This is a genomic window from Bacteroidales bacterium, assembly GCA_021157585.1.
In the GTDB taxonomy this organism is placed as follows: domain Bacteria; phylum Bacteroidota; class Bacteroidia; order Bacteroidales; family UBA12170; genus UBA12170.
Window position 1 is genome coordinate 1 of record JAGGWH010000072.1, and the last position, 24,549, is coordinate 24,549.

Sequence of the window (24,549 nt, forward strand, 5' to 3'; positions counted from 1 at the left end):
ATCTTCTTTCGGTCCCCAGAAAACCAATTGAGCATCGTCTTTCTCTGCTTTAAGTAACTTTCTTATCTTTTTAAAATCGTCTTCTGAAATTATTGGATCTATACTTTCTGACTGTGTCATATTCGGTTTTTCCAAACAAGCTATCACCTTTAATCTATCCGTAATTTCATCGGCAAAAACTTTTCCTGGCTGTGTAAAATGCGAAAGCAATTTATTAAACTTTGGCAAGTTTACTGCCCATATTTGAAAACCATTTTCATTGGCAAAATCAATTTCTTTACTCGGAAACTGAAACAAATAATAGTTAAGTTTTTCTGAATTCATTTTCCAATCTGCCTTGGTAACCCTTGCTTTTAATTCTTTTCGGATTTGCAATAAAGCCCACTGCCGATAAACCTCAACGTGAGTAAGTTCCGGTATCCATTTAGTATGAGCTACTCCTTTTATTTCAACACGTGTACCACCTTTACAGCTCACATTTACATCTTGTCGACCCGCACCAATACCTGTTCTAACCAAACCCGTACTTCTATTTAAAAAGCGGATATAATCACAAGCTTCTTTCACCTCGTCGGGATTTACCATTTCTGGATAAGTCACGGTTTCGATAAGTGGCATTCCCAAGCGATCGGTCTTGTAAATCCTCTTATGACCAATATCAGAAACCTCACGACAGCTATCTTCCTCAATGCTTAATTGAATAAGTTTTACGGTTTTGTTTTTCAGCTGAATCTCTCCTTCTACACCCAAAATTGCAGTTCGCTGAAAACCCGTTGGAATACTTCCATCCAAATATTGTTTCCGTGTAATATGCACCTCTCCTACAATATTCAATCGCGATAGCAATGAGATTTTAAGTGCAATTTCCAAAGCTTCTTTATTGATTGGAAAAGGTGGAGTATCGTCAACTTCATAGGTACAAGCCGTTTCATTTTTAAGTCGATAAGTAATCTCTTTACGCGTTTTAAATTCCATTAACGCGGTTCCATCATACTCGCCTAACTCACTTAAAGTTGGACGCATATGCCGGATTACTTCCGCATCAAAATCGTTATGCTTTTGAAACTGCCCAGCCGGGCAATGACAGAAAAGTTTTTCTTGGGTAAGTAATTGTTGGTGCACTTCTAAACCCGACATAAAACCAATACGGTTATAATCGGCTTGAACGGCATTTTTACGTTCAATATATCCAACGGTTTTTTTAGTGTTTTGGTAGTTCTTGAGAGGATCGAACTTCTTCATCTGTTTATAATTTTATATTTTGGCCAGATGCAGCTCGCATCCTATAATTATTTCTTTCAATAGATAAATAATTTGTCATGGCTTGGTTCATTTGAAAGTGAATTTTACAAAAAATTGTTGAACCGAAATTACTCGATTCTAGTTTATATTTATGTTCCTCAAATGTAGGAAATTTTATCGATAGATTATTCTTTAGAAACCTAAAAAAAGATGAATCACCTTAACTTTTCCTCCAAAAATAAAACTTAGTGACTTTGCAGCTTAGCGAGAAAAATTCATCACGCGAAGACGCAGAGACGCAAAGAAAAATAAAAGAGAAGACTAGCAGCAAATACCTTTGAGCACCTTTGTGGCATCCTTTGCGAACCTTAGTGATAAAAATTTTAATTCAAAAATGAACTGTTTTCACTATTTCAACACTCCTAAGATCCACTCAAATACTTATCATTTCTTTCAAACAAAATACAACACGAAATGTTTTTTCTTACTTTTGACGAAAGTCTAATTTATGTATGCCATCATCGATGTGGAAACAACAGGAGTAAATGCTAAAAGCGATCGCTTAACAGAGATTGCAATTATCATTTTTGATGGCGAAAAAATCGTTAAAGAATATTCCAGTCTGATTAATCCTGAGCGAGAAATCCCCTATTACATCACACGAATAACAGGGATAAACAACAGTATGGTAAACTCAGCTCCCAAGTTTTATGAACTAGCAAAAAGTATTGTTGAAATTACCGAAGGCTGCACTTTTGTTGCTCACAACGCTGCTTTCGATTACCGTTTTATTCGTGCCGAATTTGAAAGCTTGGGCTATAATTACGAACGCGAAACAATTGATACCATAAAACTGGCTCGGAAATCTATTCCTGGATTGAGGAGTTATAGTCTGGGCAAATTATGCAATGAAATTGGAATTGAAATAAACAACCGTCACCGTGCAATGGGCGATGCACAGGCAACCGTAGAGCTCTTTAAACGTATTTATCAATTTTAAGCAAAAAGTATACAAATCATTTATTTTTGACAAATGAATGCTGCAAAAAATAAAAAATAGAAGAGCCACGAAAACACCAATACACCAAATGCCACAAAAAGAATCAACCAAAAAAGCATAACAAACAATGAGAAAATCACTTCTGAATTTAGTCCTTATTATCGTTTCCATCGCAATGTTGATTGGAGCATTTATTTATTTTCAAACAGAAGACAAGAATCCGTCCATCATCTTTGAAACGGAGTTAGGAAATATTACAGTGGAATTGTATTTGGATAAAGCTCCTATTACAGCTGCAAATTTCCTTCGTTACGTTGATGAAAATAGACTTACAGAAGCCACTTTTTATCGTACAGTAAGAGATGGGAACCAAGAAAATAATCCGGTAAAAATCAATGTCATTCAAGGCGGATTATATGAAGATAATCACCCTATGATGCTTGAGCCAATCGCTCATGAAAACACAAAACAAACAGGAATAAAACACTTGGATGGAGTAATTTCAATGGCGAGATATACACCCGGAACAGCCACTTCAGAATTTTTTATTTGTGTTGGAGATCAGCCTGCTCTTGATTATGGCGGCGGCAGAAATAACGATGGTGCAGGCTTTGCTGCTTTTGGAAAAGTGACTGAGGGAATGGATGTCGTTCATCAAATTCATCAGGCAGCAGCCGATGGTCAATATCACAATCCAAGAATTAAGATTTTTTCTATTAAAAGAAAGATTAACACCAATTAATATCCTTTATGATTTGTCTTCGTGATACTTTGTGGTGAAAAAAAATTACCACAGAAACTCTAAGAATATAATCAAGATAAATCAGTTTTTCAAACAAAAAAAGGGCAACCCCAGTATATTGAATTCGCCCTTTTAATCGAAATTTAATTTTACACCTCAACTCTTGGTTTAAAAACATTCGATTTCATTAAAATATCAACATATTGCGCACGTTTATAAGCATATGGGTCTTTAATCTTATCGCGAGAAAGGATAGCACGAAATTCATCTACCGAAGCATAATCGTTCTTATCCATCCAAGACTGAAGATCGTCTAACATTTTGGTAATATGATTGATACCATTTTTATAAAGTGTTGTAACAACCTGAACAACGTCAGCACCGGCCAAAAGCATTTTAATCATATCCTCACCTTCCATAATACCGGTATTAGCAGCAAGACTCATATTTACCTGTCCGGCTAAAAGTCCAACATAACGCAAAGGTAAACGGCTTTCATCTGAATTGGAGAAATTATAAGGGAAATGCATTTTCTGATCATTGATATCAATATCGGGCTGGAATAATTTATTAAACATCACAACAGCATCTGCACCTGAACCTTCTATCATATGCACCATACGAAGTGTATTGGTATAAAATGGACTAATTTTAGCAGCAATCGGTATATTTACGGCTTCTTTCACATCGTGAATGATATTTAGTTGTTCTTGCAAAACATCGTGACCACTTAAACCAAAAGGCTTCGGAGTAGAAAAGAAATTAAGCTCTATTCCATCAACACCCGTTTTTTCTATCTCTTTGGCATAATCTACCCAAGTATACTTATAAACACAATTTAAACTGGCAAAAACAGGAATATTAACTGCTTTTTTAACCTTGCTTAAATTTTCCAAAAACTCTTGAGGTCCAATTTCTCCCATATCAGGAAATAAAGAAATCATTTCTGCATTCCGTTCATTATAGGCATTTAAATCTTCGTCGGCTTCAAAATTTTCAAGCTGAATTTGTTCTTCAAATAAGGATTTATAGACAATAGCACCAGCACCTGCTGCTTCAATTTTTTTAATATTCTCAATATCAGCTACTAAATTACTGGCACCCACAATTAAAGGATTTTTTAATTCGATACCCATATAGGTTGTTTTTAATTCGGCCATATTTTTAAATTTTAAATGATTTTTAATGATAATTATCACCAAAGGTACAAAAATTGAGAGTCAAAATATGACATTTAGGTATTTTATGTCCGAAATACGACATGTAATGGCCTTTTTAGTCAAAATGAGTAATTTACGTCTGATGATTGAATGCAAACGTTTGAAAAAAATCACATAATTCATATCCTTTCTAAATTATATTTTAATGTGATTCTAAACATCATATTCTTTATCAAACAGATTAAAATTAGTACTTTTGTACTCCTTTTTTAAGGAAATACGTATTGCGTTAAAAATAAGAAAGTTAAATATTTTTAAAATGGAAAATAAGAAAAAATTTATTACTTGTGATGGAAACTATGCAGCTTCTCATATTGCTTATATGTTTAGCGAAGTTGCTGCCATCTATCCCATCACTCCCTCCTCAACCATGGCTGAATACATTGATGAGTGGGCGGCTCACGGTCGGAAAAATATATTTGGAGAAACTGTTAAGGTTTCAGAAATGCAATCTGAAGGTGGTGCTTCCGGTGCCGTACACGGTTCCCTACAAGCAGGTGCTTTAACAAGTACATTTACAGCTTCTCAAGGTCTGCTACTGATGATTCCTAATATGTATAAAATGGCTGGTGAACTTTTACCTGCTGTTTTTCATGTAAGTGCTCGTAGTTTAGCTGCTCAAGCACTTTCTATTTTTGGAGATCATTCTGATGTAATGTCTGCTCGCCAAACAGGTTTTGCTTTTTTAGCAACCGGTGGTGTTCAAGAGGTTATGGATTTAGCCGGTGTTGCTCACTTAGCAGCTATTAAAACTCGCATTCCATTTGTACATTTCTTCGATGGATTCCGTACATCTCACGAAATTCAAAAAATTGAATATTTTGAAAATGATGATTTATCTGATTTAATAGATAGAGAAGCTCTACAAAAATTTAGAGACTCTGCTTTAAACCCTGAAAATCCTGTAACCAGAGGTACAGCTCAAAATCCGGATATATATTTCCAAGCTCGCGAAGCAGCCAATAAATTTTACGATAACATTCCTGATGTTGTTGAGGAATATATGCAAGAAATTACCAAAAAAACCGGTCGCGAATATCATCCATTTACATATTACGGAGCTGAAGACGCTACAGATATTATTATCGCAATGGGTTCTGTTACCGAAACCATTAAAGAAGTAATTGACTATAAATTAGCTAATGGCGACAAAGTTGGTTTAATTTCTGTTCATTTATACCGCCCTTTCTCTGCAAAATATTTCTTAAACGTTTTACCAAAAACAGTAAAACGAATTGCAGTACTAGACCGCACAAAAGAATTGGGTGCTAACGGAGAACCATTGTATTTAGATGTTCGTGATTTATTTTACGGAAAAGAAAATGCTCCTGTAATTGTTGGTGGTCGTTATGGATTATCCTCTAAAGATACCACTCCGGCTCAAATTATTGGCGTTTACGAAAACTTACAACTTCCTGAACCTAAAAATGGCTTTACAATTGGTATTGTAGATGATGTTACTTTCTTATCTCTTCCTAAAAAAGAAGAAGTAAGTATTGTTCCGGAAGGAACTTTCGAAGCTAAGTTTTATGGTTTAGGTGCCGACGGAACTGTTGGAGCAAATAAAAACTCTATCAAGATTATTGGTGATTCTACTGATAAATTTGTTCAAGCATATTTTTCATACGACTCAAAAAAATCTGGAGGAATAACTATTTCTCACCTACGTTTTGGTGACAAACCCATTCGCTCTATCTATTTGGTAGGAACTCCCGATTTTGTTGCTTGTCACGTTCCTGCATATCTAAAAAAATATGATATGCTAAAAGGTATCAAAGAAAACGGTACTTTCTTGATGAACAGTAGCTGGGATGCAGCAACTACCTTGGAGCACCTTCCTGCCAAAATCAGAAAAACACTTGCAGAGAAAAACATTACAATGTACATTATCGATGCTACCAGTATAGCCGACGAGATAGGCTTAGGTAATCGTACAAATACCATAATGCAATCAGCTTTCTTTAAAGTATCCGAAGTAATTCCTTACGATTTAGCCGTTGAAAAGATGAAGGCTTTCATAGTAAAATCTTACGGTATGAAAGGCGAAGAGATTGTAGCAATGAACTTTGCTGCTGTTGAACGTGGTGGTGCTGTAACTAAAGTTGATATACCAAAAGAATGGGCTAATATTGATATTGATGCTGAACAGAAAAAAGCTGACGATGCAATTCCTGACTTCATTAAAAACTTTGTAAACCCTGTAAATGCTCAAGATGGTGATGATTTGCCTGTAAGTGCTTTTACCGGACGTGAAGATGGAACTTTCCCTGCAGGAACTACTGCTTATGAGAAACGTGGTGTTGCAGTCAACATTCCCGAATGGCAAGTAGATAGCTGTATTCAATGTAACCAATGCTCTTATGTTTGTCCTCATGCTGCTATTCGTCCTTTCTTAATGGATGAAAAAGAAGTAGCAAATGCTCCTGAAGGAACAGATACTAAAAAAGCAACAGGAAAAGCATTTGCAGGATTACAATTCCGCATTCAAGTATCTGCTTTAGACTGTACAGGTTGCGGTAACTGTGCCGAAGTTTGTCCTTCTAAAGAGAAATCGTTGATTATGAAGCCTCTTGAAAGTCAAATGGTAGAAGCTGACCGTTGGGATTATTTTGCTAAAAACGTTACATATAAAGATACTTTAGTTGATAAAACGAAGACCGTTAAGAATTCTCAGTTTGCACAACCTTTATTTGAGTTCTCAGGAGCCTGCGCCGGTTGTGGTGAAACTCCATACATCAAAACCATTACTCAATTGTTTGGTGATAGCATGATGGTTGCCAATGCTACCGGATGTTCTTCTATCTACGGTGGTTCGGCTCCTTCTACACCTTATTGTAAAAATTCAGAAGGAGAAGGACCTGCTTGGGCTAACTCATTATTTGAAGATAATGCAGAATATGGTTTCGGTATGGCAACGGGAGTTAACAAAATGCGCGCACGCATTCAACTACGTTTAGAAAAAGCACTCGAAAATGGAGTTAGTGATGAAGAAAAAGAAGTTTTTGAAAATTGGATTGCAAACAAGCAAAATCTTGAAGAATCAAAAATAGCTTCCGAAAAACTAAAAGCCGTTTTAAGTGCATCTCCAAATACTGAATTATCCAAAGAATTATTGAGTCTGAGTCAGTATTTTGCTAAACGTTCTAATTGGATCTTTGGTGGTGACGGCTGGGCATATGATATTGGATTTGGCGGACTTGATCATGTATTAGCTGCCGGAGAAGATGTTAACGTTTTGGTTATGGACACTGAGGTGTATTCAAACACTGGTGGACAATCTTCTAAAGCAACTCCGGTTGCTGCTGTTGCAAAATTTGCATCTGCAGGTAAACGCATCCGTAAAAAAGATTTAGGAGTTATGATGATGTCTTACGGTTATGTTTATGTTGCTCAAGTAGCAATGGGATCTAGTAATACACAATTTTTCAAAGCCATTAAAGAAGCAGAAGCTTTCCCCGGCCCATCAATTATAATTGCTTATTCTCCTTGTATCGCTCACGGTATCCGTTCAGGTATGGGAACAACACAACTTGAACAAAAGAAAGCCGTTGAAGCAGGATACTGGACTAATTACCGTTTCGACCCCAGATTGGAAGAACAAGGAAAAAATCCTTTCCAATTGGATTCTAAAGCACCGGATTGGAGTAAATTCAAGCCATTCTTAATGAATGAAGTACGCTATACTTCACTAAAGAAAGCATTCCCAAAAGAAGCTGAGGAACTATTCCAAGCTGCTGAAGAAAATGCTAAATGGAGATACAATAGCTACAAACGCTTGGCTGCCGCCGATTATTCGCTTCCTGAAAACGAGTAATGCTAATTATAAATTTCATAAAACCGGAAGCTTTTGTTTCCGGTTTTTTTATGCCAAATCTTCTTATTTTTACAAAAAAAATAACAAATGAAAAATTATACAATCATTTTATTATCGGCCATCCTACTTGGCTTTACTTCTTGCCAACCTAAAGTTGAAAAACAAAGCAATGATAAAAACGAGAAACTGCTTATGGCTACACTTTATGTGCAGCAAGCTGCCGAATTTAAAGCACTCAATTATCAGGCTTATAATATTGGCAAACTTCGTTTGGATCAAATATTAAGCAAAAAACAAAGCGATAAAAAACTAGCTATTGTTGTAGATATCGACGAAACTGTTTTAGACAACTCCCCTTTTGAAGCAAAAAGTATTTTAGAAAAAACATCCTATCCCATGTACTGGGCTGAATGGTGTAATCTATCCAGAGCCGAATCTATTGCCGGAGCACAAGAATTTTTAAGTTATGCTGCAGAAAAAGGAGTTGAAACATTTTATATCTCCAACAGAAAAATAGAATTATACAAAGGAACTTTAAGCAACCTGATAAATAATGGTTTTCCTTTTGCCGACTCGACTCACGTACTTTTAAGAACAACAACTTCCGACAAAGAACCGCGTAGAAGTATTGTTAAAGAAAACTACGAAATTGTTTTACTCTTTGGCGATAATTTAGGCGATTTCTCCTCCATTTTCGATAACAAAAGTACAGCTAATCGTTATGCAATGGTTGAAGAGCACAAATCCGAATTCGGCTCAAAATTTATTGTATTACCCAATCCAATGTACGGAGCTTGGGATGCTGCTATGTTTTACGATTTGGTAGTCGATAATAAAGACTCTGTTTATAAAGCACGATTGAAAAGTTTTTAATAAGACCTTTTCACTCCAAACAAAAAGCAGCATTGAAATATCAATACTGCTTTTTTTATTTCACAATGCCATCCAAATAAGCCTTAATTTATCTCCAAATCAAAAGGCATTCTGGCTTGAATTAAATCTTGGTTTTGTAAATTGTTGAAATACTTTATGTACTTAGCAAACACACCAAATTCTTTTCCAATAAACACACTACTTTCTCCCGTTAAATCTTCAATCATTTGCATAACAGGATCTTTCTGAACAGGTAGTGATTGAATACGATAATCATCCATTTCGGCTAATTCTGCTGCTGCTGCAATGGCATCCTCTAAGCCCCCAAGTTCATCAACAAGACCTAAACCAATAGCTTGCTCTCCTGTCCACACTCTACCTTGACCAATAGCATCAACATCCTCAAAAGTCATACTTCTGCCCTCAGCGACTTTATTTACAAAACTAGAATAAACATTTTCTATACTTCTCTGAATAACAGCACGCTGAAATGGCGATAAAGGTTTTGTTAAATCCATAAAGTCTGAATTATCATTAGTCATCACCTCATCAAAAGTAATTCCTAATTTATCGTTCATCAGCTCTTTTGCATTTGGAATCATGCCGAAAACGCCAATAGAACCAGTAATTGTTGTCGGTTCAGCAAAAATATAATTAGCATTACAAGCAATATAATAACCACCCGAAGCAGCCACATCACTCATAGAAGCAACTACCGGTTTTTCGGCTTTAGTCAACTCAAGCTCACGCCATATTAAATCAGAAATCAAAGCACTACCTCCGGGAGAATTTATGCGTAAAACAACAGCCTTAACACGATTATTTTCTCTAGCCTTTTTTAGTGCTTTTATAATATTTTTTTCTCCTATATATGTATCATCTCCTTTGCCCTGCATAATCTCTCCCGAAGCATAAATAACAGCAACTCTATCGCGCGATTTACTTCCTTTCTTATAAAAAGAGGTATTAATATATTTTCCAACATTCAATAAATTCAAATCCTTTTTTTCTTTTCCTCCGGAGAAAGAAACAAGATAATCTTCAACCTCATCCTTATATTTTAACTCATCAACAAAACCATAGTCAACAGTCGATTTTGCATCATTCAAAGCTAAATTATCTGCATATCTATTTAAATCATCAACAGTAAGCCCTCGGGATATAGCAATAGGATTTAATATCTCTGTCCAAACCGAATTGATTAAAGCAGTAGTTTGCTTTTTACTTGCCTCACTCATTTTATCAAGTATAAATGGCTCAACAGCACTTTTAAACTGTCCGTGCCTAATAATCTGCATATCTATTCCTAGCTTATCTAAAGCGCCTTTATAAAAAGTTACTTGTCCATGCAGACCATTAAAAAGAATAAAACCTTCGGGATGCAAAAAAAGATGATCGGCAACAGAAGCCAGATAATAAGCTTTCTGATCGAATACAGTAGCATAAGCAACAATAAACTTTCCATCTTCCTTAAAATCTTCAAGCGCATTTCTTATTTCTTGCACACTGGATATACCAGCAAGAATACTTGGCGCACTCAAATATATTCCATCAATATTAGGATCGGCTTTAGCCTTTTTAATAGCACGAATTATTTCGTCTAAACCGGGATTTTTTTTCATCGAAAAATCGGTGAAATCCATTTGAGCAAATGGATCATTACCACCTCTATCGTTAATTTGATAATCCAAATCAAGATGTAAAATACTATGTTCAGTAGCAATTACTTCCTTATCTTCTGCAGAAGAAACAATAGCACCAATAATTCCTAGAAATAGAAAAAACGAAATTATTCCGGCAATAAAAATACCAAGAACAGTTGCGAGTGTATATTTAAAAAACTGTGACATATAGCTTAAATTTTAACGATTAATGTAAGCTGCAAGTTAAGTATTTTTCTTTGTTCAAAGGTTAATGATTTTATTGAACTATGCTAATTCTTTGTTAACAATGGACTGTGAAAACTTTAGTTATTTTCATTTGTCAAATTTTATGCTTTTAAAGCAACTTTGTATTAGATGAGAATAAATAAAAATATAGGAATCTTTCAGACGATAGCTTTAATCTTTTTTCTTCTGTTGGGCTTATATAGTTTAGCCAACAAACCTTACTCTCATTTTAATGCGAGGCATACTGTAAACAATTATTTTTCGATTTACATAATGGATCAGGGACAATGTACAGCACAAGATTTTTGTGCTATGCTATTGTTTTACAACCCAAATCTAAAAATAGAAAAAGCAGAATCACTTGCCAAAATGTATATACTCGAAGCTCAAAAAGAAGGAGTAAATCAAGACATTGCTTTTACTCAAATGTGTTTAGAAACAGGCTTTTTAACCTATAATGGAAATGTAAAATCCCATCAAAATAATTTTGCCGGTTTAGGTGCCATAAATAAAGATGAAAACGGAGAGTGCTTCCCCGATATTCAAACCGGAGTAAGAGCTCATATACAACACCTTAAAGCCTACGGATCAAAGCGTAATTTATTTTCCGATTTAGTTGATTCACGCTTTAGATTTGTAAAACGCGGCAGTGCTCTAACAATTTACGATTTAACCGGTAAATGGGCATCAGATAAAGAATATGCACTCAAACTGGAGGATCTCCTTTCTCGCCTATTTTTTATCCGAAATCAAATTGCTTTCAGAGAATCTTTAGGGATTTATTAAATTTTCCTACACTTAAAACTCCTAAAATAAGCTCCTTATATTTGAAGACTAACAAATGGTTAATAAGTTAGCTTTATCAATGAATTCCTAAGTCCTTTCTTTTTTTATTTTTGCTATTGGATGCATAAAATTACGATACTTTTAGGAAGTAATCAAGGCAATAGAAGAGACTTGATTTTAAGAGCAATACAATTGCTCGAAACCAAACTTGGCAAATACCTAAAAGCATCTTCTATCTATGAATCAAAAGCTTGGGGTTTTGAAGCAGAAACAACATTTCTTAATCAGGTTTTAATATTTGAAACACAATTAAAGCCACAGGAGATTTTACAGATTAGCCTCGATATAGAAAAAGTATTAGGAAGAATAAGAAATACCAAAGGATATGCTTCTCGCACTATGGATATCGACCTGCTTTTCTACGATAATCGAATTATTGAAGAAGCAAACTTACAAATTCCTCATCCCCGATTACATTTACGCCGTTTTACTTTAGAGCCATTAGTAGAAATAATACCAAATTTTATCCATCCAAAATTTAAAAAAAGCATGAGTGAACTTTTGCAAGCTTGCCCAGATAATTTAATGCCAAATAAACTTGAAAAATAAAATGATTCATAATTTTGTTGCCATAGAAGGAACCATAGGTGCGGGGAAAACATCCTTAGCAACTAAAATTGCTGAGGAGAACAATGGAAAACTTATACTGGAACAATTTGCCGACAATCCTTTTTTACCAAAATTTTATGAAAACGGCGACAAATACGCTTTTCCCTTGGAACTCTCCTTTTTAGCAGAACGCTACCAACAACTTAGTGCTCAACTGAGCTCACAAGATTTATTTAAAAATTTTACTATTTCGGATTATTTATTTAACAAATCATTAATCTTCGCACAAAAAACACTTCCTCCCGATTTATTTGGCTTATATAGTAAACTCTTCGGCATTATCAACTCCTCCATTCCAACCCCCGACCTTTTAGTTTATCTTTATTTAAGAGTAGACCGACTAAAAGCCAATATTAAATTGCGTGGACGTTCTTATGAGCAAAGTATTGCCGATGATTATTTGGAATCGATTCAACAAGGCTATTTTGAGTTTATCAGACAGCAACAAAATATGCGTATTTTAATCTTAGATACCAACAATATCGACTTTGTCAAAAATCCCGAAGATTATAAAAAAATAATGTATCATATCAATCAAGAATACTCTGTTGGTATTCACCGAAGAGTACTTTAACAGCTAATTATCAGAATTTTTTAACCTCAAACCACCAATACTAATTCACAAATTAATGTTGATGATTTTCATATTAATAAAAATCTCTTTACAGTTTGATTTGTAACTTTACGTCTAAATGGGAAGTGCATGCAAACAAATACTAAAGTATCAACAATAATTATCACGCTCCTGCTTGGGGCTTTTCTTGCTGCTGCTTGGTTTGGATATAAATTATTATCAACCGAAAGCCTGAATCCTTTACAAGCTTTTCCCAAAAACACAGCTTTTGTCCTTGAAATTCCTAAAGCAGAAAAATTCTTCCGAAAACTAAATAATGAAAATATTTTTTGGAATGATTTATTATTGAACAAAAAAGCAAAGGAATTTAATGACGTTTTTAATGAATTATTGACTGAGAGCCGAAATGATGAAAAATTAAAATCTTTTTTTAATCAAACTTTTTATTTGTCTTTAATCTCTACAGATGAAAATTCAACAGATTTTTTACTAATAACAAAGCATAATAGATTCAATCTAAAATCTTTACAAACAAAACTTCTGAGTAAAATAAAAGGAATACAGTATTATGCTCCAATTAACGATTCTAATTTTGCCAAAATAACAACTGCTACGTCAAGCTATTTTCTTGAAGAAAGTAAAGGTTTATTCTTTATCAGCTCTAATCCAAAAGTAATACAAAAAGCAAAAAAACAGTTAGCAGAAGAAAAAGAGCTAATCAAGTCTGTTGACTTTAACCAATTAAAAACAACTAGAGGAAAACGTGCAGATGCCTACCTTTATATAGAATATCCTTCTATAAACGAAAACCTGAAAAACATACTTAATACCAAGGGAATCGCCAAGCTAAAACCATCTTCCGTAGCTAATTACAGCGTTTTAGATATTATATTAAAAAAAGACGAACTCCTGTTAAACGGATATACTTCGGCTTTCGATAGTTTAAACCAAAACCTAAGCGCTTTCAAAAATCAAAAAGGACAAAAGTCGCAATTAGCAATATCACTCCCCTATTTTACAGAAAGTTTTATTGGCTATAATCTTTCCAACTATCGTTCTTTTATTGAAAAGCAAACTGTTTTATCGCAACTTAAAAAACAGCGTACTGCTATTGATAAAATGATAAATGGAAAATCTTTGGATATTACCGAAAAGTGGTGGGCAGGAGAAGTAGCTTTAGTCGTTGATAATAAGCAAAGAGAATATGTTGTAGCAACGGCAAAATCCGGAAGAGAGGCTTATCGATTATTATCGGATATTGCTCATCAATCGCAACCGGAAATTATTACAATAAACTATCGTGAACAAAAGATTAAAGAAATCAATTCTCCACATTTTCTTGTCAGTCAGTTTGGAAACTTATTTTCCAACTTTAAAGAAGTTTACTTTTGCGTTATTGACGACGCTGTAATTTTTTCGAAAAATATTCCTGATTTAAAAAAATATATTGATGCTTTGATTTTAGGAAATAATTTAAGCAAAAACGAAAGTTATATTAAATTTTCCGATAACCTTTCTGATAACGCCATAATACGGATTTACAGCAAAACACCAAAAACCACACATCCAATCTTCGATTTATTCTTATTAAACGGTAAAACTCTTTTCAATAATTTCGGGAATCTTATTAAGCATATCCAAGGGCTTGGAATTCAAATTAGCAATAAAAACGATCTGTTTTATACAGGATTATTTATAAGCCACGGAGAAAATATTATAGAAAAATCGAGTGCATGGCAAGTTGACTTAGAAGCAGAAATTGTTGCCGGTCCATTCTTAGTAAAGAACCACAGTACAGGCGGAAAAAGCATCTTAGTACAAGATAAATTTAATACACTTTATCTTTTAAATGCCAAAGGCGATATCATTTGGAATCAAACACTTAAAGAAACGATTAAGAGTCAGGTTTTTTCTGTCGATTTTTATAAAAACGGAAAATGGCAGTATCTTTTCAATAGTGCAAACTTTTTATATTTAATAGATATAAATGGGAATCCGGTAGCAGATTATCCTATTCAACTGAATGCTGAGGCGAGCAATAGCTTACAAGTCTTGGACTATAATAATAAAAAAGATTATCGTATAATAATTGCGGCTAAAAACGGAGAAATATATAATTACGAATTAAGCGGAAGGCTCCTAAAAGGCTGGCAAGCAGAAAACACCAGAAAAGAAATAAGTAAGCCTCTTACCCATTTAATTTCCAACAAAAAAGACTATTTAATATTTGAAGCATCAAACGGGAATATAATTATGACCGACCGACGAGGAAACAAACGAATGGAAATACGTAAATCATTTACCAATGCCTTAGGATCGGATATTTATATCAATCGTACAAATAGCAAAAAGGGGATGATGCTCACTACAGATACTAAAGGCAACTTGGTTTATATTCCTGAAAAAGGAAGTGTTATAAAAACATCTTTCGGAAAAATGTCGAGTAATCACTTTTTCCTTTATTCAGATTTTGATAAAAATACAGAAATGGATTTTATTTTTCTAGATGGTAAAAGATTACAAATTTTTGACAAGTTCAAAAAAGTATTACTATCGTATGATTTTAATAATTCTATTCAGCTAAAACCACAACTATTTAGTATTAATAATCAGACAATATTGGGAATTGTTGATCAAACAGAAAATCAGCTTTATCTATTCAATAAAGATGGTATTTTAAAGGATAAAATAAGGAAAGGAAATACTCCTTTTGTAACAGGAAGATTAAATAAAAGCGCAAGCCCTTCCCTGCTTATCGGTTCGGGTAAATCACTTTTCAACTATCCTTTAGATTGATTTTCTATCAGTATAGAATTTACAGTATTCTTTTAAACCACAACTTTCACACTTCGGTTTTCTAGCCAAACAAACATATCGTCCGTGCAAGATTAACCAATGATGAGCGATTGCCAATTTTTCTTCAGGAATATATTTCACTAACTGTTTTTCGGTTTCCAAAGGTGTTTTAGCGTTATACGTTAATCCCAAACGTGCAGCAAGCCTAAAAACGTGAGTATCAACGGCCATAGCCGGCTTATTAAAAATTACAGAAGCAATAACATTAGCCGTTTTTCTTCCAACTCCGGGCATTTTCTGCAATTCATTGATATCCGATGGAAGCTCACCTTTAAAGTCTTGGTGTAACATTTTAGCCATTCCAACTAAATGTTTAGCCTTATTATTTGGATAAGAACAACTACGAATAAAAGTAAATACATCTTCCGAACTGGCTTTTGACATGCTTATCTCGTCAGGATATTGCGCAAATAATGCAGGCGTAATTTGGTTTACACGTTTATCTGTACATTGTGCCGAAAGAATTACAGCAACCAAAAGCTCAAAAGGGTTTGAATAATGCAGTTCTGTTTCAGCAATAGGCATATTCTCTTCAAACCACTGAATCACAGCTTCAAAACGCTCTTTTTTACGCATAGTATTAAGTGAGATTTGCCGCTAAAACATCAACAATATGTATACATTTTATTGGGAGTTTATGCTTTTCAACATAACCGCAAATATTCATTAAACAACTGGAATCTGTAGATACAATATATTCGGCTCCTGTTGCTAAAGCTTTTTCCACTTTTTGCTGAACCATAGCACTGGAAATACCTTCAAACTTAACAGAAAATGTTCCGCCAAAGCCACAGCAACTATCAGGCTCTTCCATTTCAATCAATTCCAAACCTTTAACTTTACTCAAAAGCAAACGAGGTTCGTTTGTCAGTCCGTACTCTCGCTTTGAAGCACAAGACTCGTGATAAGTAACTTTATGATTAAACTCGGCACCAATATCTGTCTTTTTAAGCACATTTACCAAAAAATCGGTAAATTCAAAAATAGAGTTTTGTAATTGTTTCGATTCATTATGCAAGGCAGAATTATGAAATAGCTTTGGATATTGCCTTCTCACCATTCCCGTACAAGATGCCGAAGGTCCTACAACATAATGTTTACCGTGAAAATCTTTAATAAATTTCGCTCCTAAGTCTTTAGCCTCATCCCAAAATCCGCTATTAAAAGCCATTTGTCCACAACAAGTTTGTTTAGGATTATAATTTACATCTGCCCCTAAGTTCTCAAGGAGTTTAATCATATTCTTTCCTGTTTCAGGAAAAAACTGGTCAATAAAACATGGGATAAAGGCTTCTACTTTCATTTGTTTTAAACAATTAAGTGCAAAAGTAGCGAAAGCCTTTTAATATCCAAGAATAGCGGTACCGAATTATTTTTGCATTTTTTGTATCTTGCAGAAAAATTAAATCTAAATCCCATGAAATCTAAAATCACAAAATTTTTCCTTTATTTAATTGCAGCCCTTATTGTTTTATTCTTGGCTGGTCCTAAAGTTGAGAAACCTTCGGTTGATGGCTTTGTTGCACCGGTAGAACAAACTATTTCATTAAGTGAATTAGAAAAACAAATTAATGATTCAGAAGCAAAAGTAAAATATCTAAAACCCGATAATGAATCGCGTATTTTATGGGCAAATGCCGACAGTTTATACAAAACAGAATATGTTTTGCTTTATTTACACGGCTTCTCGGCCAGTCCAAAAGAAGGCTACCCTATTAATTATGATTTTGGTAAACATTACGGAATGAATACCTATATTCCACGTCTTTACGCACATGGTTTAGATTCGCCTGCAAATTTATTGGATATGACTCCTGATAAATTAATAAATTCAGCTAAAGAAGCTTTAACTGTAGCCCGTCAACTTGGCGACAAAGTGATAATTATGAGTACTTCTACAGGCGGAACACTATCTCTACTTTTAGCTGCTGAGAATCCGGATATTTTCGCACAAATTCTTTATTCGCCTAATATCCAAATAAAAGACGATAATTCTAAAATTCTTACATACCCCTGGGGATTAAATCTGGGAAAAATGATAGCGGGAGAGACTTTAGTGTACGATGACGAACCGGAAGTACAAAAATACTGGCAATCTACTTATAGAATTGAAGGAGTTGTATATTTACAAAGCTTAGTAGAAAATACTATGATTAAAAGCACCTTCGAAAAAGTAAATCAACCACTATTTTTAGGCTATTATTATAAAAACGAAACAGAACAAGACCCAACTGTTAAAGTAAGCGCAATGCTGGATATGTTTAATCAAGTTAGCACTCCTGACGAATTAAAAAGAAAACACGCATTTCCTAATGTTGGAGTCCATCCTCTAGCATCTGGCATAAAATCAAAAAATATTGATGCTGTTAGAGATGAAACATATAAATTTGCCGAAGAAATATTAAAATTAAAACCTATACAAGAAAATTAAATATGAGTATACATATTGGAGCTAAAAAAGGCGAGATTGCCGAAACTGTTTTACTACCCGGAGACCCCTTACGTGCAAAATATATTGCAGATACATTTTTAGATAATGTTGTAATGTACAGTAAAGTTCGTGGAATGTACGGATTTACAGGATTTTACAAAGGAAAACGCTTGTCTGTACAAGGTACAGGAATGGGAGTACCATCTATTTCTATATACGTAAATGAGCTAATTAACGATTATGACGTACAAAAGCTTATGCGAATAGGAACTTGTGGTGCTATCCAAAATGATATTGAACTGAAAGATGTTATTTTAGGGATGGCGGCATCTACAGATTCCAGTCTGAACAAAATTCGTTTTGATGGAATGGATTATGCTCCTATTGCAGACTTTGAATTGTTAAATCAAGCATATCAATACGCTATGAGCAAGGGGAAAAAAGTAAAAGTGGGAAATATTCTTACTTCTGATATTTTTTATAATGATGACTATTTAGCCGATCCTTTTCAAAAATGGAAAGATTTTGGTATTATGGCAGTTGAAATGGAAAGTGCCGCATTATATACTTTAGCAGCAAAATATAAACGCAAGGCTTTAACAATTCTAACTGTAAGCGATCATATTACAAAAGGAGAATTCTGTTCAGCAGAAGAACGCCAAACTGCTTTTACCGATATGATGGAAATTGCACTCGAAATTGCCTAAGAAATCATAAAGACTTCTTAATAAGAAACCCAAATTCATAATAAATGAATAAAATAGTTTTAATTAGCGGGGCAACTGCCGGCATTGGAGAAGCGTTAGCATGGAAATTTGCCGAAAACAACTACAACCTTATTTTAACCGGTCGACGTAGCGAGCGCCTCAAAAAAATTAAAGCTGAATTATCAGCTAAATTTAGTGTTGAAATACTTAGTTTAAACTTTGATATTCGTGAATTAAAGGAAGTAGAAAAAGCCGTTAAAAGCATTCCTGAAAATTGGCAAAAGATTGATGTTTTAATTAATAATGCAGGACTAGCTGTTGGAGTGACTCCCATACAAGATGGTATTTATGATGATTGGGATAGAATGATAGATACCAATATTAAAGGGCTGCTTTACCTTTCGCGTAACATAATTCCATTTTTAAAAGCTCGCCAAAAAGGTCAGATTATAAATATCGGATCCATTGCCGGCAAACAAGTCTATCCTAATGGAAATGTATATTGCGGAACAAAAGCTGCCGTTCAATCCATAACCGAAGGGATGCGTATCGACTTAGTTAAATACGGAATTAAAGTTACTCAGATTGCACCTGGAGCCGTTGAAACAGAATTTTCAATTGTACGGTTAGGCGGAGATACCGAAGCTGCTAAAAATGTTTACAATGGATACAAACCGCTAACAGCTAAAGATATAGCCAATATAGCTTATTATACAACAACACTCCCCGAACATGTTAATATTAACGATATTTTAGTAACACCAACAGCCCAAGCAAATGCATATGTTTATAATAAAAAATAATTTTTTTAATTCAATAATCATATATGGCTATTTTGTAAATATTTTTTTTACCTTAGCTCTTCTTCTTGGAGAGAGGAAAGAAGAAAAGATTAATTATAGAGAATACAAATAAATCGATATGGGAGCTTCAATTACACATCAAGATTGGTCAGACAAAACAGTTTTAATTGCTGAAGATGTAAATGACAATTTTCTTTTTCTTAAAACATATCTACGTAAAACAAAGATTAATGTTTTATGGGCAAAAGACGGACAAGAAGCTATTGATATGTGTTTAAAAAACCAAGATATTGATATTGTTTTAATGGATATTCGCATGCCTAATGTTGATGGCTACGAAGCTACGGCAGAAATAAAGAAGGCATTTCCCAAAATGCCGGTTATCGCACAAACTGCCTATGCTTTAAACTCAGACTATCAAAAAGTATTTGACTCGGGTTGTGATGATTATATTACAAAACCTATATTGGGAGCCAGCCTTTTAGATAAAATGGCCGTTTTCTTATAAATATCAGACTTCCTTTAGTCGTGTAAGATTTTATATATCAACTCTCGGAGAAGTTCTCCCTGAGATGCATTTGCATTGCCTAAACCTTTTGCTTTCATATCATAATCCTTAATCTCTTGGATTATAGATGCTAACTTCATAACCCCATACTGACTCAAAGCTTTTTGATATTGTGCAAGTTGACTAGGTTTTATTTTAAGCTTAGAAGATATTTCTCTAGGCTCAAGCTTTTTTAATTGAGATAAAACCATTGTCCGAAAAAAGAAATTATGTAAAACCGGCAAAACCATAAAAATGCTATTTTCCTTAGGATTAGCAGCAAAATGATTAATTATCCTATTGGCTTTCATTACATCGCGACTGATTAGGGCATTCTGCAATTCAAATACATTATAATCCTTACTAATGCCAACATTTTCTTCAATAAGAGTATCAGTAATTCGAGCTCCGGGAGAGATATTCATCGACATTTTTTTCAGCTCATTATCTATCTTGGCTAAATCAGCACCCAAATATTCTGCCAAAATAAAACACTCTCTATATTCAATTGTAAAACCCATAGAACGAACACGTTTATCAATCCAGTTTGGCACTTGATTATCCCATAAACGAGGGGAACTAAAAACCACTCCTTTTTCTTTAGCCAACTTATAAAGCTTTGTTCGTTTATCTATTTTTTTGTGTTTATATGCTAAAACTAATATTGTTGATTTTAACGGATTTTTAAGGTATATCTCTAAATTCTCACTTCCTTTTAAATGCTGTGCTTCTCTTACAATAAGAACCTGATAATTAGCCATCATCGGGAATCGTCTAGCCATGCTTATCAAATCAAAAACATTAGAATCTAAGCCATAAACTATTGTTTGATTAAATTCCTTTTCCATGGGGTTAAGGATATTTTCATCAATATAGTCTGTTAACTCATCAATAAAAAAAGCTTCATCACCAGCCAATAAATACACAGGATGATAAATCTTATTTCTAAGATCACTTAATATTTCATCAAATTTCTGTTCAGGCATAAATTTAATCGTTATTAAATCGCAAGTGCTTTACGGATAAACCTTTATTTTTTAATTCTAATAAGGCGTCTATGCCTACATCTAAGTGAGTATTTACAAAATTCCGTGTCACTAATTTATCGCTTTTAGAAGTTTTAATACCTTCGGCAATCATAGGTTGATCTGTGACGAGTAATAATGCTCCTGTGGGAATACTATTGTGAAAACCAACCGTAAAAATTGTAGCTGTTTCCATTTCAATAGCCATAGCACGTGTCTTTCTTAAATATTTTTTAAATTCCTCATCATGCTCCCAAACTCTTCTATTTGTTGTATATACTGTTCCTGTCCAATAATCTAAACCTCGAGAACGGATTATACTCGAAAGTGCTCTTTGTAAACTAAACGCAGGTAAAGCAGGTATTTCAGGAGGGAAATAATCATCGCTGGTACCATCACCACGAATTGCAGCAATAGGTAAAATAAAATCTCCTAATTTATTTTTTCTTTTTAACCCTCCACATTTGCCAAGAAAAAGGCAAGCTTTTGGAGAAATAGCACTTAATAAATCAACTATGGTAGCCGCATTTGGGCTCCCCATACTAAAATTTATTATTGTAATATCATTTGCTGTTGCCGAAGGCATAGGAACATCCCTACCAGTATATTTTGCATTATATTTTTCCACAAAAATATCAACATAATTCTGAAAATTTGTGAGTAGAATATACTCTCCAAATTCTTCAATTTTTAAGCCTGTATATCTGGTTAACCAATTCTTTACTATCTCTTCTTTTGTTTTCATCAATATAAATTTCATACAAATATACAGCTTTTGCCCATTTTCTTTACTTTTACACTATCTTAAACACTATGAAGAAATTAAACTTACCGTCTTTTCAAGCTAATATTAGAAACAAAAATGAGAAGACAGAAATCTTTGATGAATTTCGTAAAAAATTTGTAGCTCTGAGTCCTGAAGAATGGGTAAGACAAAATTTTGCTCATTTTATGGTAAATAACAAATATTACCCTAAAGGATTATTGGCAATTGAGTACACATTCAAATTACAATCTCGTACAAAACGAGTTGATATTATAGCTTTCTCAAAAAACGGCAATCCACTATTAGTAGTAGAGTGTAAAGCAACAACCGTAAACATTGATCAAAAAGTTTTTGATCAAATTGCACGCTATAATATGGCTTTTAAGGTAGACTATTTGGTAGTTACCAACGGAATAGAACATTATGTATGTAAAATAGATTATAAAACGCTTAGCTATAAATTTATTCGAGAAATACCTTCGTTTAAAGATTTAGTATAATACATATATCGCTAAAGAGTTTACAGTTTTAAGAAAATTATGTAATTTAGACTAAAATTATTAATATGCCTACTGAAATAAAAACCTTACTTTTAGATGATGATCTCTCAATATTATTATTGTTGGAAAATCTATTAAAGAAACAATTTCCCAACATACAAGTTATAGGAAAAGCTAAAACTGTTAAAGATGGTATAGAGTTGATTGATACATTAAAACCTGATTTGATTTTTTTGGATATAGAATTTCCCGACGGTGATGGATTTAAAATTTTAGATTCAGTATCCTATACTGAATTTGAAACCATATTTATTAGCTCTCACGATCAGTTTGCGATGAAAGCTTTCGAGTATTCTGCTTTACATTATTTAAAAAAACCCATAGTCCCTTCCGAAGTAGAAGAAGCTCTCTGTCGTCTGGAAACAGAGTCCGACACCTCTTCTGTAAACACACAAATTGCCAAAATTAAAGACGGCTTAATACATAAAGAGCCGAAATTAATTATTCCAACCACAGAAGGCTTAGACCTTATTAAGATAAAAGAAATAAAACGCTGCGAAGCTAGTGACGTATACACCATATTTTATATGGTAGATGGAAAAAAATACATGGCTTCTAAATCTTTAAATAATTACGAGCGATTACTTAGCGATATAAACTTTTTCCGCATTCATAGTAAGCATCTCATTAATATGCAATATATAAAACAATATATTAAAGGAAAGGGAGGCTATGTTATTTTAGAACAAGGAGATGAAGTGGAAGTATCCGTTCGAAAAAAAATGGATTTTATGAACCGTTTAAAAGATTATGCTCGCTCTTTAAAATAAATAAGTCAATACTAAATACTTAAGAGATTTTTAAAATATTTTTAATACATTTGAAGCAGATATTACTAACTCGACACGTAATAAAATAAACATAATGAAAAAAATATTAGTTATAGAAGATACGCAAAATGTTCGTGAAAACATTTGCGAAATTTTAGAATCGGAAGACTATGAAGTTTTCGCTTCGGAGAATGGTAAATCGGGAGTTGAAATGTCAAAAAACATACAACCCGATTTGGTTTTATGCGATATAATGATGCCCGGAATGGATGGTTATGAGGTTTTAACCGAAATGCGTAAAGATGTTATCACATCTACAGTTCCTTTCATTTTTTTAACAGCTAAAAATACTCGTGAAAATCAGCGATTAGGAATGGAATTAGGAGCCGATGATTATATAACTAAACCTTTTACGGTTGAGGATTTATTAAATTCTGTAGCAACCCGTTTAAAAAGGGCTGAAGAATTTAAAGAAGAAAGCGAAAAGAAGTTAAACGAATTAACACAGAATCTTGGAGCTCCCATTACTCAAGTAATATCTGAACCATTACGTGCAATACTTGGATTTTCTAAAATGCTAATGACAGAATACAATAGCATGGAGAAATTCGAAATGGCAGAGTTTAACAGCTTAATATATAAAGCCGGGATGAAACTAAATACCGTAGTTAAAAAATCGTTCATGTTTTACCAGCTTCAATCTTTGGCATATGATAATGAAAGTTTAATGAAGCTAAAAGAAGAAAAAACTTCTGACATCAAAACGCTTACCGAAAATATTGCAAACGAAATTGCAATAAATAATAAGCGTCAAGATGATTTTATGATAAATATTGAAAATGCAAATCTTAAAATTCCGTCAAAATATTATTTAGAAATACTACACGAAATTATTGAAAACGCAATCATTTTCTCCCCAAAACGGTCAGTTATCCACATTATTGGAGGTGTAGAAGATGGTCAATATGCACTAACAATACGTGATGAAGGTATGGGAATGACAAAGGATCAAATTAGCCATATAGGAGCATTCCAAAAATTCAATAAAGATTTAAATGAAAATTCGGGTGTAGGACTTGGACTTATCAACACCAAAAGCATACTAAATTTATTTAATGGTAATATGGTGATTAAATCTATATTAGGAATTGAAACTACAGTAAGGATTACTTTTCCTCTTGCATAAATAAGCAGACATATTTAAAAAAGCATCCGTCAGTTGACGGATGCTTTTTTTATACTCTTCAATAAGTTACTTTTCAAAAATCCAGTTTT

General features: G+C 33.7%; 22 protein-coding genes. 15 read left to right on the top strand and 7 right to left on the bottom strand.

Translation table 11 applies throughout. The annotated features are described in order from the left end of the window. The coding region (locus J7K39_04675; protein ID MCD6179176.1) for a hypothetical protein at positions 1-1,242 on the bottom strand (1,242 nt) is incomplete at its 3' end. Positions 1,243-1,750: 508 nt separating this feature from the next. Between J7K39_04675 and J7K39_04680 the strand changes: the two genes are divergently transcribed. Continuing rightward, positions 1,751-2,242 (top strand): 3'-5' exonuclease, encoded by a 492-nt coding sequence (locus J7K39_04680; protein ID MCD6179177.1) that lies wholly within the window; start codon positions 1,751-1,753, stop codon positions 2,240-2,242. Positions 2,243-2,417: 175 nt separating this feature from the next. Beyond that, positions 2,418-2,984 carry a peptidylprolyl isomerase gene (locus J7K39_04685; protein MCD6179178.1) on the top strand — a complete coding sequence of 189 codons (567 nt, stop codon included), beginning with the start codon at positions 2,418-2,420 and terminating at the stop codon, positions 2,982-2,984. Between the two features lie 149 nt (positions 2,985-3,133). Here the strand turns inward: J7K39_04685 and J7K39_04690 are convergent, their stop codons facing one another. Beyond that, positions 3,134-4,144, bottom strand: a complete 1,011-nt coding sequence (locus tag J7K39_04690) for a dihydroorotate dehydrogenase-like protein (protein MCD6179179.1) — start codon at positions 4,142-4,144, stop codon at positions 3,134-3,136. A 319-nt stretch (positions 4,145-4,463) separates the two neighbouring features. On the opposite strand from J7K39_04690, the gene nifJ reads away from it, so the two are divergent. Together nifJ and J7K39_04700 are read left to right on the top strand one after the other, a co-directional pair. Continuing rightward, positions 4,464-8,018, top strand: a complete 3,555-nt coding sequence (gene nifJ / locus J7K39_04695; protein MCD6179180.1) for a pyruvate:ferredoxin (flavodoxin) oxidoreductase — start codon at positions 4,464-4,466, stop codon at positions 8,016-8,018. An 87-nt stretch (positions 8,019-8,105) separates the two neighbouring features. Next, on the top strand, positions 8,106-8,891 hold the full coding sequence (locus tag J7K39_04700) for a 5'-nucleotidase, lipoprotein e(P4) family (protein MCD6179181.1): 786 nt from the start codon (positions 8,106-8,108) through the stop codon (positions 8,889-8,891). 83 nt (positions 8,892-8,974) lie between these two features. Here J7K39_04700 and sppA read toward each other — a convergent pair whose 3' ends face one another. Further along, positions 8,975-10,741 carry a signal peptide peptidase SppA gene (gene sppA / locus J7K39_04705; GenBank protein ID MCD6179182.1) on the bottom strand — a complete coding sequence of 589 codons (1,767 nt, stop codon included), beginning with the start codon at positions 10,739-10,741 and terminating at the stop codon, positions 8,975-8,977. A 168-nt stretch (positions 10,742-10,909) separates the two neighbouring features. On the opposite strand from sppA, the gene J7K39_04710 reads away from it, so the two are divergent. The 4 genes from J7K39_04710 (at position 10,910) to J7K39_04725 (ending at position 15,605) form a co-directional block, all read left to right on the top strand. Then, positions 10,910-11,566: a glucosaminidase domain-containing protein gene (locus tag J7K39_04710; protein MCD6179183.1), complete on the top strand. Its 657-nt coding sequence runs from the start codon at positions 10,910-10,912 to the stop codon at positions 11,564-11,566. Positions 11,567-11,686: 120 nt separating this feature from the next. Continuing rightward, entirely contained in the window at positions 11,687-12,175 is a 489-nt protein-coding gene (gene folK, locus J7K39_04715) for a 2-amino-4-hydroxy-6-hydroxymethyldihydropteridine diphosphokinase (protein ID MCD6179184.1), read from the top strand. A gap of 1 nt (position 12,176) precedes the next feature. Continuing rightward, a complete protein-coding gene (locus J7K39_04720) occupies positions 12,177-12,809 on the top strand; it encodes a deoxynucleoside kinase (GenBank protein MCD6179185.1) in 633 nt (210 codons plus the stop codon). A 129-nt stretch (positions 12,810-12,938) separates the two neighbouring features. Continuing rightward, positions 12,939-15,605, top strand: coding sequence for a hypothetical protein (locus tag J7K39_04725; GenBank protein MCD6179186.1), 2,667 nt, complete (start codon positions 12,939-12,941; stop codon positions 15,603-15,605). On the opposite strand, the gene nth is transcribed toward J7K39_04725, so the two are convergent. Beyond that, the gene (nth, locus tag J7K39_04730; GenBank protein ID MCD6179187.1) at positions 15,597-16,241 is read right to left on the bottom strand and encodes an endonuclease III; all 645 of its coding nucleotides are present in this window, start codon (positions 16,239-16,241) and stop codon (positions 15,597-15,599) included. The genes J7K39_04725 and nth overlap by 9 nt on opposite strands. A gap of 4 nt (positions 16,242-16,245) precedes the next feature. Then, positions 16,246-16,968 carry a (Fe-S)-binding protein gene (locus J7K39_04735; GenBank protein ID MCD6179188.1) on the bottom strand — a complete coding sequence of 241 codons (723 nt, stop codon included), beginning with the start codon at positions 16,966-16,968 and terminating at the stop codon, positions 16,246-16,248. 114 nt (positions 16,969-17,082) lie between these two features. On the opposite strand from J7K39_04735, the gene J7K39_04740 reads away from it, so the two are divergent. The 4 genes from J7K39_04740 to J7K39_04755 all read left to right on the top strand — a co-directional run bounded on the left by J7K39_04740 (position 17,083) and on the right by J7K39_04755 (position 20,114). Beyond that, positions 17,083-18,096, top strand: a complete 1,014-nt coding sequence (locus tag J7K39_04740; GenBank protein MCD6179189.1) for a hypothetical protein — start codon at positions 17,083-17,085, stop codon at positions 18,094-18,096. Between the two features lie 2 nt (positions 18,097-18,098). Continuing rightward, positions 18,099-18,803, top strand: a complete 705-nt coding sequence (gene deoD / locus J7K39_04745; GenBank protein MCD6179190.1) for a purine-nucleoside phosphorylase — start codon at positions 18,099-18,101, stop codon at positions 18,801-18,803. 44 nt (positions 18,804-18,847) lie between these two features. Further along, complete coding sequence (locus J7K39_04750; protein MCD6179191.1) at positions 18,848-19,606, top strand: SDR family NAD(P)-dependent oxidoreductase; 759 nt, start codon at positions 18,848-18,850, stop codon at positions 19,604-19,606. A gap of 118 nt (positions 19,607-19,724) precedes the next feature. Beyond that, positions 19,725-20,114 (top strand): response regulator, encoded by a 390-nt coding sequence (locus J7K39_04755; protein MCD6179192.1) that lies wholly within the window; start codon positions 19,725-19,727, stop codon positions 20,112-20,114. Positions 20,115-20,128: 14 nt separating this feature from the next. On the opposite strand, the gene holA is transcribed toward J7K39_04755, so the two are convergent. Further along, positions 20,129-21,139, bottom strand: coding sequence for a DNA polymerase III subunit delta (gene holA, locus J7K39_04760; GenBank protein MCD6179193.1), 1,011 nt, complete (start codon positions 21,137-21,139; stop codon positions 20,129-20,131). Between the two features lie 4 nt (positions 21,140-21,143). Further along, a complete protein-coding gene (locus tag J7K39_04765; protein MCD6179194.1) occupies positions 21,144-21,923 on the bottom strand; it encodes an AMP nucleosidase in 780 nt (259 codons plus the stop codon). A 68-nt stretch (positions 21,924-21,991) separates the two neighbouring features. Between J7K39_04765 and J7K39_04770 the strand changes: the two genes are divergently transcribed. From J7K39_04770 to J7K39_04780, 3 genes are all read left to right on the top strand, one after another. Then, positions 21,992-22,444, top strand: a complete 453-nt coding sequence (locus tag J7K39_04770) for a type I restriction enzyme HsdR N-terminal domain-containing protein (protein MCD6179195.1) — start codon at positions 21,992-21,994, stop codon at positions 22,442-22,444. A gap of 65 nt (positions 22,445-22,509) precedes the next feature. Then, positions 22,510-23,274, top strand: a complete 765-nt coding sequence (locus J7K39_04775) for a response regulator transcription factor (GenBank protein ID MCD6179196.1) — start codon at positions 22,510-22,512, stop codon at positions 23,272-23,274. 94 nt (positions 23,275-23,368) lie between these two features. Further along, entirely contained in the window at positions 23,369-24,460 is a 1,092-nt protein-coding gene (locus J7K39_04780) for a response regulator (protein MCD6179197.1), read from the top strand. Positions 24,461-24,549 lie beyond the last annotated feature (89 nt).